Consider the following 9,551-nt stretch of genomic DNA (forward strand, 5'->3'; position numbering starts at 1 on the left):
GGGCGTCGACACTTCCGTACAACCAGGGCCCCTCCCACCTTCAGGGGCCCGGCCACCCCATCACTCCGTCGCGGGTCGGCGCAGCACCATCAGCGAGCGCCCCGCCACCTGCACCTTGCCGCCAGCGGGTGTGTGTGTGTGCTGGGACTCCGCCGCCGTCGAGGTGTCCACCACCTGCTCCCAGTCGGCGCCCCACTCCAGGGCGGGCAGGAGGAAGGAGATGGGCTCGTGGTGCGCGTTCATCAGGACGAGCACGGTGTCGCCGACAATCCGGTTGCCCTCGTCATCCGGCGTGGCGATGGCGTCGCCGCCCAGAAGGAAGGCGAGGGAGCGGACGTAGGGCTTCTCCCAGTCGTCCTTCTTCATCTCCTTGCCGTCGGGGCGGAACCACGCCAGGTCCTTCAGCTCGCTGTCCCACATGTGCGCGCCGCGGAAGAAGCGGCGCTTGCGCAACACGGGCTGCTCGCGGCGCAGGCGGGTGAGGCGGCTGGTGAACTCCAGCAGGGAGCGCTGCGTGTCGTTCAGCTCCCAGTCCACCCACGACAGGGCGTTGTCCTGGCAGTAGGCGTTGTTGTTGCCCTTCTGGGTGCGGCCCATCTCATCGCCGGCCACCAGCATGGGCACGCCCTGGGACACGAAGAGCGTGGCCAGGAAGTTGCGCTTCTGCTGCTCGCGCAGGGCGTTGATCTTCGCGTCGGTCGTCTCGCCCTCCACCCCGCAGTTCCAGGAGTGGTTGTCGTTGGCGCCGTCGCGATTCTCCTCGCCGTTGGCCTCGTTGTGCTTGTCGTTGTACGTGACGAGGTCGTGCAGCGTGAAGCCGTCGTGCGCGGTGACGAAGTTGACGCTCGCGGTGGGCTTGCGGCCGGACAGCGCATACAGGTCCGAGCTGCCGGTGAGCCGGTAGCCAATCTCCGCCGCCTGCCGGTCGTCACCCTTCCAGTAGCGGCGGATGGTGTCGCGGTACTTGCCGTTCCACTCGCTCCACAGCACCGGGAAGTTGCCCACCTGGTAGCCGAAGTCGCCCACGTCCCAGGGCTCGGAGATGAGCTTCACCTGGCTGAGCACCGGGTCCTGGTGGAGAATCTGGAAGAAGGCCGCGCGCGTGTCGTAGCCGTGCCTGTCGCGGCCCAGCGTGGTGGCCAGGTCGAAGCGGAAGCCATCCACGTGCATCTCCTCCACCCAATAGCGGAGCGAGTCGGCGACGAGCTTCAGCGCGTACGGGTGCGTGGCGTTCCACGAGTTGCCCGTGCCGGTGACGTCCAGGTAGTAGCGCGGGTCCTTCTCCGTGAGGCGGTAGTACGCGCCGTTGTCCACGCCCTTGAAGGACAGCGTGGGGCCCAGGTGGTTGCCCTCGCAGGTGTGGTTGTAGACGACGTCGAGGATGACCTCGATGCCGGCGCGGTGAAGCGCCTTCACCATGGCCTTGAACTCGTCCACCTGTCCGCCCCGGGAGCCCGCGGCGCTGTAGCGCGAGTCCGGCGCGAAGTAGCCCAGCGTGCTGTAGCCCCAGTAGTTCGTCAGCTTCCGCTCGGCGAGGAAGGGCTCGTCGACGATGTGGTGGATGGGCAGGAGCTCCACCGCGGTGACGCCCACCTTCTTCAGGTGTTCGATGACGGCCGGGTGGCCCAGCCCCGCGTAGGTGCCCCGGAGGTCCTCCGGCACGCGCGGGTGCAGCTTGGTGAAGCCCTTGACGTGCAGCTCGTAGATGACCGTCTGGTGCCAGGGCACGCGGGGATGGGTGTCGCCTCCCCAGTCGAACGAGTCCGCCAGCACCACGCCCTTGGGCACGGCCGCGGCGTCGTCCTGCTTGTCCTGGACCAGGTCCTCTTCCTTGCCGCCGGCCACGTACCCGTAGATGGCGCCGCGGTAGTCCACGCCGCCGTGGATGGCGCGGGCGTACGGGTCCACCAGCAGCTTGTGCGGGTTGAAGCGCAGGCCCTTCTTGGGCTCGAACGGCCCGTGGACCCTGAGGCCGTAGAGCGTCCCCGGCGTCAGGTCCGGCACATAGCCGTGCCACACCTGGTGCGTGTTCTCCAGGAGCGGGAAGCGGCGCGTCTCCTTCGACGGCTCGTCCGCGTCGTAGAGGCAGATCTCCACCTTCTTCGCATGCTCACTGAAGACCGCGAAGTTGACCCCATGCCCGTCGTACGTGGCGCCCAGGGGGAACGGCTTCCCTGGAAGCACCTCGGCCCTCCTCATCCAGTGCTCCTCTCCAGCAGCACCACCGGGAACCCCGACAGGAGCGGCGCGAGAGGCAGCACCACGCCACCCGACCCACGCTCGGGCCGTACCTGTCGCCCGGTGAAGACATCGCGGAACATCATGCCCGCATATGCCTCCGGAAGGTCGAGGAACGTGTTCTCATACGCACCGGCCAGCCCCTCGGAGGACTCCAGCGCGGACAGGGTGTAGCGCGGCGAGCACACCAGGATGACGGAGTCCTCCAGCTCACGCACGAAGGCCACCGCCGCCTGGGCCCGGGGCCCGGACAGCTCCAGGGCCTTGTAGCCTCCGTTGCGGAACAACTCCGCGTGACGCTGTCGCAGCCGCAACACGCGCGACAACAAGAAGAGCTTCGCCTGGCCGTCGTCCAGGGTCTCCACCAGTCGCGCGCACAGCCCCACCCGGTCCTCCTTCGCCCGCGCGTCCAACGCGTCCAGCAACTGAGCGCGCACGGCGAAGTCCACCGGCCGGCGGTTGTCCGGGTCCACCAGCGACAAGTCCCACAGCTCGCAGCCCTGGTAGGTGTCCACCACGCCGGGCGAGGCCAGCTTCAAGAGCAGCTGGCCCAGGGCGTTGTGCTGTCCCGCGCGCTCGATGCGGCGCTTGAAGCGGCGCACTTCCTCCAGGAAGGTGGCGCCCTTGTCCCCGTCGAAGCAGGCGTCCACGAAGCCGGCCACCGCGTCGTCATAGGCGCCGTCCGGGTTGGTCCACGAGGTGCGGACCTTGGCCTCCTTGATGGCCTTGGCCATGTACTCGCGCACCCGGCGGTGGAAGTCCTCCATCGCCTCCGGCGACTGGGACTCGCCCATGGGCCACGCGCCCACCACCGTCTGGAGGAAGAGGTAGACGTCATTGGGGCTGGGCGCGGGTCCGGAGGGCAGCGGCGTCACGAACTTCTCGGTGAGGCGCATCCACCGCCGCGCCAGCTTGCGCCAGTCCTCGGGCACCTCCGTCACGACGTTGATGCGGGCGCGCACGTCCTCGCTGCGCTTGGTGTCGTGGGTGCTGGACGTGAGCTGGCTCGCGGGCCAGTGCTCCGCGCGCTCCTGGTTGCGCAGGTGGAAGGTGTTGGCGCGCACCCCGAAGCGCTCCGGCTCGCCGCCCACCTCGTTGAGGCTGACCAGCCGGTTGTAGATGTAGAAGACGGTGTCCTCCAGGCCCTTGGCCATGACCGGCCCCGTCACCTGCTGGAGCTTCATCGCGAAGCGGAGCATGACGGCGCGCTCGCGCTCGTCGGACTGCTCCGGGTAGCGACCCAGGATGATGTCGCGCAGGAAGTCGAAGATGGAGGCGTTGGTGGTGGCGTTGCGCTCCTTGGCGCGCTGAATCGTCCACTCCACGTACTGCACGTCGCGCGCGTCCAGCCCCGGCCGCCAGCCATCCACGTAGGTCCGGTACACGGGAAACAGCGCGACGAACTCCACCAGCGCGCGCCGCAGCGAGTTGAGCGTGAAGTCGCGCGTGCGCCGGCTCATCTCGGAGATGCGGTTGAGCTCGTGGGCCAGCACGTTGATTTCACTGGCCATGGACACGCGCATGATGAGGAGCTTCTTCTGGTAGACGAGCTCCGCGAAGTCGCCCTTCTCCCCGGTGAGCCGCTCGTACGTCTCCGTCAGGTGTGTCTCCGCCGCCGGGTGCACGAAGAGGCCGCTCACCGCGTTGGCGAAGCGGTAGCCGGTGGTGCCGTGCACCGCCCACGCCTCGGGAATCCGCTCGCGACCGCCTTGTATCTTCTCCACCACCACGTACAGCGCCTTGCGCAGGGGACTGGACGGGTTCTCCGTCACCTCCGCCCGCCAGCGCTCGCGCAGCGCGGCCTCCACGCCGGGCCAGCGCGTGTCGTCCCCCGCCTGCTCCTGGAGGAACAGCGCGTGCGCGCGCTCCACGAAGTAGCGCTCCTGCAAGTCCAGGAAGTACGCGGTGGGGTCGAACAAACCGTCCGGATGGTCGATGCGCAACCCGGTGACGCAGCCCTCGCGCAGCCAGCGGAAGATGAGCGCGTGCGCCTCCTGGAAGACCTCCGGGTCCTCCACGCGGATGGCGGCCAGCCCGTTGATGTCGAAGAAGCGCCGGTAGTTGATCTCCTCGCCCGCCACCCGCCAGTGCGCCAGCCGGAAGCTGCACGAGGCCAGCACCGCGTCCAGCAGGTCGAACGAGCGCGGGTTGCCCGGCTCCCCGTTGAACACGCGGACGTTGTCCTCGATGTACAAGAGCGCCTCTTCGCTGGACGCCGCCACCGCGGCCAGGCGCCGCTTGATGACCTCCTTCTCGCGGTGCCGCTCCACGACGCGGGCGCGCTCAATCTCCGTGCGCAGCGGCAGGTGGTCTATCGCGGTGAGGATGGAGAGCAGCTCCACCATGGGCGCGGCCTCGGTGCCCAGCCGGGCCTCCAGTCGCTCCAGGCCGTGGCGGAGGATGCGGCCGTACTGCCGGGGCGCCACCGGCAGCAGGTGGTCGTAGTAGTGGATGAAGAAGGCGCCCTCGCGGAAGGACAGCTTCAGCTCCCCGCGCTCCAGGACGATGCCGTACTGGTCTCCCAGAATCGGCAGCAGCACCTTGTCGTGCAGCTCGTCCTTCACCGGCGACCAGTCGATGTCGAAGTACTTGGCGTAGACGGACGAGGGGCCGTTCTCCAACACGTCGAACCACAGGCGGTTGTCGCGCTCGATGCCCATGTGGTTGGGCACCACGTCCAGCACCTGCCCCAGGCCGTGCTCACGCAAGCTGGCGCACAGGGCCGCGTGGTCCTCCGGCGAGCCGACCTCCGGATTGAGCCGCGTATGGTCCACGCAGTCGTAGCCGTGGGTGCTGCCCGGCGTCGCCTTGAGGTAGGGCGAGGCGTAGAAGTCGCTCACGCCCAGGCGGGCGAGGAACGGCACCACCTCGCGCGCCTGCTGGAAGGTGAACCCTCGGTGCAGCTGGACCCGATAGGTGGACAGCGGCGTGCGGGGACGCGGCCCCAGCTCCTGCTTCACGCGAGCGAACAGTCCCTCCGCCAGGGACTCCGCGCTCAGGGTGGCACCCGACGCCCCCGTGGGAGCGGTTCCCTCTTCTTCCAGTCCGTCGAGCAACATGGGGACCAGAGGTAGGGCTCCCGCGCGCCTGACGCCAGCGTGGGGTGTGACTTCCGCCCTCTATCCAACGCTCCAAGAGCCTGGATTGACGTGCGCACGGCACACGCGCGCGCGCCAAAAAGCAGAGGGCTCGCCGAAACTTCCGGAGAGCCCTCGGGGATGCAACTGCCGGGTGGCCCCGGCGACGGTGTCAGCTCAGCTGCTTGTTCACCAGCGAGGTCATCTCGAACATGGTGACGTTCTTCTTGCCGCCGAAGATCGGCTTGAGCTTGTCGTCGGCGTTGATCTGCCGCTTGTTCTTCGCATCCTGGAGGTTGTTCTTCTTGATGTAGGCCCAGAGCTTCTTGACGACCTCGGTGCGCGGCAGCGGCTTGGCGCCGACAATCTCAGCCAGGGCGGCGGAAGGAGTCATCTCCTTCATGAACGACGCATTGGGCGCACGCTTCTTGGCAGCAGGGGCCTTCTTGGCGGCGGGAGCCTTCTTCGCAGCAGCTTTCTTGGCGGCCATTCGTCTTGAGTCTCCTCCCCTCCGAAGGGGACGTTGTGCGGCCTCGCTTGATTTTAAGCCAGTGCCGGTGGGGCGTAGGTAGCACGCCCAAGCCCGAAAAACAGCCCTCTCCTGCGTTTTTCCCTCTAGAAACGCCCTACGCAACGCGTTTCATGCCCGAGAAACCGGCTCCGCAACACGGTTCTCGCTCGGACGGCCCCCTCTCGCGGCGCATCCCGCCCCGAGAATCCGGCCCCAGCGCCACTTTTCCCTCGGGAAGAGCCTCGCGGGACGACTCCGGAGGCCGACCATCCGGCCTCGCGCAGTGCCCTCCCTCGCGGGTTCGCGACAGGGGACGTGGGATTCCTCTTGCGGACGAGGTGTACTTTTTCGGATGAAACGACCCATGCGAGCCCTCATCACCGGAGCCGGTGGCTTCCTTGGAATCTGGTTGGCCCGTGCCCTGGCGGCACGCGGCGACACCGTGACGTGCCTCTTGCGCCCTCGGGGAGACGCCTCGGGACTGGCCGGCATCTCCTATAAGCGCGTGGAGGGAGACGTGACGGACGCGGCCTCGCTGCGCCCCGCCGTGGAGGGACAGGACGTCGTCTTCCACCTCGCTGGAGTTCGCCGCGGCGCGACACGCGAGGACTTCCTGCGCGTCAACGCGGAGGGCACGCGCCTGTTGTGCGACGCCATGGTGGCCTCGGGGCACCGTCCGCGCCTGGTCCTGGTCGGCTCGCTGGCGGCCATGGGGCCCTCCTCCCCCACCCGCCCGCACGTCGAGGAGGACGCCTTCCAGCCGCACGAGTGGTACGGCGAGAGCAAGGCGGAGGCGGAGCGCATCGCCTTCTCCTATGGAGACCGGCTGCCGGTGACGGTGTCCCGCCCGCCGCGCATCCTCGGCCCCGGTGACCACGAGAACCTCACCTTCTTCAAGCTGGTGAAGAAGGGCATCCGTCTGGAGCTGGTGGGCGGCCCCCGTCCCCTCACCATGGTGGACGTGGAGGACGTGGTGGACGCGCTGATTCTCCAGGCCGAGCACCCCAACGCCGTGGGCCAGGCCTTCTTCTGCGCGGGCCCGGGCGCTCCTCTTTCCCTGGAAGCCGTGCAGGACCTGGGAGCGAAGGCGCTGGGGCTTCAACCCCGCACGGTGCGCGTGAGTCCCTGGGTGCTGAGCGCCCTCGCCTCGGCGGCGGACGGCGTGTCGCGGGTGACGGGCAAGATGCTCCCCCTGAATCGGAAGCTGGCCCGACAGCTCCTCGCGCCCGCCTGGACCTGCTCCAGCGCGAAGGCCGAGCGCCTTCTGGGGTTTCACCCTCGGAGGGATTTGGAGGACTCCATCCGCCGCAGCGCCGAGTGGTACCGCGAGCAAGGCTGGCTCTAGCCATGCTAGCAGGGGTGGGGGAGCCTTCCCCCGTCCCAGCGTCGTTGACCTCACCCCCCTTGGAGTGTCAGGAAGCCCGCTGCCACATGCCCTCGAAAGCCGCCTTTTTCGATGTCGACGGGACGCTCGTGAAGACGAACGTCGTCCACGTCTACGCGTACTACGCGATGAACCGGGGCTCCGTGCTGGGCATCGCGGGACGGACCTTGAGCACCGCCCTCAGCGTGCCCCTCTTCGGTGCCATGGACACGCTGGACCGCAAGACGTTCAACGAGTTCTTCTACCGTTATTACGCGGGGTTGACCGAGGACCGCCTCGTCACCATCGCCGAGGACATGTTCGAGGACGTGCTGCAGCCCGCGCTCTTCGAGCAGTCCCAGGACCTCATCGACCAGGCCCGCCGCAGCGGGTGCAAGGTCGTGCTGGTGACGGGGGCGCTGGACTTCACCATGCGTCCGCTCGCCCGGCACCTGGGCGCCGATGACCTGATCGCCAACAAGATGCAGTTCGTGGGCGGCAAGGCCACCGGCAAGGTGATTCCGCCCATCATCGAAGGCGCGAACAAGGCCAACTCCATCCGTGCCTATTGCGCCAAGGAGGGCCTGACGCTGGACAAGTGCCACGGCTACTCCGACAGCGCCTCCGACTACGCCATGCTCGCGGTGGTGGGTCGTCCCACCGCGGTGAACCCGGACCTGCGGCTGCGCTCCATCGCGCGCGCCTACAACTGGCCCATCCTCGACCTCAAGTAGTCCCCTTGCCCGCCATGCGCCCGTTCAAGACGCTCCAGAAGCTGTACGACGAGGAAAGCCAGGTCGTCATCACCGAGAAGGGCAGCCCTCCGCGCGCCCTCTTCTACGGTGAGGGCTTCCTCCAGGAAGACCTGCCCGTGGGTACCCGGGTCATCTTCCCCCGCCCCCCCATGGCCGGCGTGCCCAACGTCAAGGCCGCCATCCGCTGGGCCATCAACCACCCGGACGGGATGGACCCGCTGCACGCGCTGCTCAAGCCGGGCATGCGACTGACGTGCGTCATCGACGACATCAGCGTGCCCCTGCCGCCCATGGTGACGCCGGACGTGCGCCAGTCCATCCTGGAGGTGGTGCTGGAGCTGGCCGCCGACAGCGGCGTGGATGACGTGCACCTGGTCATCGCCAACGCGCTGCACCGTCGCATGACGGAAGCGGAGATGAAGCGGATGGTGGGCGAGAAGATCTACGACGCCTACTACCCGGACCGATATTACAACCACGACGCGGAAGACCCGGACGGCATCGTCGCGCTGGAGCGCACGTCCCACGGCGAGGAAGTCTCCGTCAACCGCCGCGTCGCGGAGAGCGACCTCATCGTCTATGTGAACGTGAACTTCGTGCCCATGAATGGCGGGCACAAGTCCATGGGCACCGGCGTGTCCAACTACGCGTCGCTGCGCCACCACCACAATCCGAAGACCATCCGCGAGTCGGACAGCTACATGGAGCCGAAGGCGAGCGCGCTGTACCGCAGCAACGAGCGCATCGGCCGCAACATCGACAAGCACCTGAAGGTCTTCCACATCGAGACCACGCTGAACAACCGCATGTTCGGCGCGCCCACGGACTTCCTCGCCAAGCGCGAGGAGGACTACACCGAGGGCGACCGGCTGAAGTTCCAGGCCATGCGCTACGCGTTGTCCAAGCTGCCGCGCGCGGCGGCGCGCAAGATTCTCAACGCCGTCCCCGCGCCCTACGACGTCACGGGCGTGTACGCCGGGGCCACCGAGCCCGCGCACGCCAAGACGCTGGAGACCAGCTGGAAGCAGTACGTGGTGCCGGTGGAGGGGCAGAGCGACATCGTCATCTTCCCCATCCCCTTCGTGTCTCCGTACAGCGTCAACTCCATCCTCAACCCGCTGCTCGTGCAGGTGATGGGGCTGGGCTACTTCTTCAACCTGAACCGCGGCGTGCCGCTGGTGAAGAAGGGCGGCGTGCTCATCCTGCTGCACCCGGCCTACGACGAGTTCGACCCGGAGCACCACCCCAGCTACATCGAGTTCTTCCACCGGCTGCTTCCCGAAACGCGTGACTCCATGAAGCTGGAGCACAAGTACGAGAAGGAGTTCGCGGAGAACCCCAGCTACGTGCACCTGTACCGCAAGAACAACGCGTACCACGGCGTTCACCCCTTCTACATGTGGTACTGGGGCGAGAACGGTCGTCAGCACGTGGGCAAGGTCATCGTCGCGGGCGCGGAGAACAACCACGTCCCCGCGCTGCTCGGGTGGGACCGCACCGACACGCTCACCGAGGCCATCGAGGAAGCGCGCGGCTTCATGGGCCGCTCGGCCACCATCAGCCTGTTGCGCATTGCCCCCACGGTGATGGTGGACGTGAAGTGAGGC

6 protein-coding genes are annotated in these 9,551 nt (G+C 67.6%); 3 read left to right on the forward strand and 3 right to left on the reverse strand.

Annotated elements, in window-relative coordinates; translation table 11 throughout:
- Positions 1 to 60: 60 nt before the first annotated feature.
- The 3 genes from glgX to HUA75_RS23880 form a co-directional block, all read right to left on the reverse strand.
- Complete coding sequence (gene glgX / locus HUA75_RS23870; protein WP_141642280.1) at positions 61 to 2,199, reverse strand: glycogen debranching protein GlgX; 2,139 nt, start codon at positions 2,197 to 2,199, stop codon at positions 61 to 63.
- A complete protein-coding gene (gene treY, locus HUA75_RS23875; protein WP_141642279.1) occupies positions 2,196 to 5,297 on the reverse strand; it encodes a malto-oligosyltrehalose synthase in 3,102 nt (1,033 codons plus the stop codon). Before treY ends, glgX begins: the two co-directional genes overlap by 4 nt.
- Before the next feature lie 190 nt (positions 5,298 to 5,487).
- Positions 5,488 to 5,805 (reverse strand): SWIB/MDM2 domain-containing protein, encoded by a 318-nt coding sequence (locus tag HUA75_RS23880; protein WP_141642278.1) that lies wholly within the window; start codon positions 5,803 to 5,805, stop codon positions 5,488 to 5,490.
- A gap of 385 nt (positions 5,806 to 6,190) precedes the next feature.
- Here HUA75_RS23880 and HUA75_RS23885 point away from each other — a divergent pair, with 385 nt between their 5' ends.
- From HUA75_RS23885 to HUA75_RS23895, 3 genes are all read left to right on the forward strand, one after another.
- Complete coding sequence (locus HUA75_RS23885) at positions 6,191 to 7,171, forward strand: NAD(P)-dependent oxidoreductase (protein ID WP_174487709.1); 981 nt, start codon at positions 6,191 to 6,193, stop codon at positions 7,169 to 7,171.
- 86 nt (positions 7,172 to 7,257) lie between these two features.
- Complete coding sequence (locus tag HUA75_RS23890) at positions 7,258 to 7,923, forward strand: HAD family phosphatase (RefSeq protein WP_141642277.1); 666 nt, start codon at positions 7,258 to 7,260, stop codon at positions 7,921 to 7,923.
- A 14-nt stretch (positions 7,924 to 7,937) separates the two neighbouring features.
- Entirely contained in the window at positions 7,938 to 9,548 is a 1,611-nt protein-coding gene (locus HUA75_RS23895; RefSeq protein WP_174456535.1) for a lactate racemase domain-containing protein, read from the forward strand.
- The last annotated feature ends 3 nt before the right edge of the window (positions 9,549 to 9,551 follow it).

Origin of the sequence: Myxococcus sp. CA040A, from assembly GCF_013336725.1 — a bacterium.
Classification (GTDB): domain Bacteria; phylum Myxococcota; class Myxococcia; order Myxococcales; family Myxococcaceae; genus Myxococcus; species Myxococcus llanfairpwllgwyngyllgogerychwyrndrobwllllantysiliogogogochensis.

Bases quoted from the DNA above. Each gene is read 5' to 3' on its own strand.
- glgX (WP_141642280.1), bottom strand. From the start codon at position 2,199: ATGAGGAGGGCCGAGGTGCTTCCAGGGAAGCCGTTCCCCCTGGGCGCC.
- HUA75_RS23890 (WP_141642277.1), top strand. From the start codon at position 7,258: ATGCCCTCGAAAGCCGCCTTTTTCGATGTCGACGGGACGCTCGTGAAG.
- treY (WP_141642279.1), bottom strand. From the start codon at position 5,297: ATGTTGCTCGACGGACTGGAAGAAGAGGGAACCGCTCCCACGGGGGCG.
- HUA75_RS23885 (WP_174487709.1), top strand. From the start codon at position 6,191: ATGCGAGCCCTCATCACCGGAGCCGGTGGCTTCCTTGGAATCTGGTTG.
- HUA75_RS23880 (WP_141642278.1), bottom strand. From the start codon at position 5,805: ATGGCCGCCAAGAAAGCTGCTGCGAAGAAGGCTCCCGCCGCCAAGAAG.
- HUA75_RS23895 (WP_174456535.1), top strand. From the start codon at position 7,938: ATGCGCCCGTTCAAGACGCTCCAGAAGCTGTACGACGAGGAAAGCCAG.